1 rRNA gene is annotated in these 273 nt (G+C 59.0%); it reads left to right on the plus strand.

The features are described 5' to 3' along the window. A 16S ribosomal RNA gene (locus tag ACTHS4_RS11955) occupies positions 1–273 on the plus strand; the annotation flags it as partial.

Genomic DNA, 273 nt, shown 5'->3' on the forward strand with positions numbered 1-273 from the left:
ATACGAAGGTGGCAAGCGTTGTTCGGATTCACTGGGCGTACAGGGAGCGGAGGCGGTTGGGTAAGCCCTCCGTGAAATCTCCGGGCCTAACCCGGAAAGTGCAGAGGGGACTGCTCAGCTAGAGGATGGGAGAGGAGCGCGGAATTCCCGGTGTAGCGGTGAAATGCGTAGAGATCGGGAGGAAGGCCGGTGGCGAAGGCGGCGCTCTGGAACATTTCTGACGCTGAGGCTCGAAAGCGTGGGGAGCAAACAGGATTAGATACCCTTGTAGTC

Source organism: Neisseria sp. P0014.S009 (assembly GCF_051958155.1).
In the GTDB taxonomy this organism is placed as follows: Bacteria; Pseudomonadota; Gammaproteobacteria; order Burkholderiales; family Neisseriaceae; genus Neisseria; species Neisseria flavescens_C.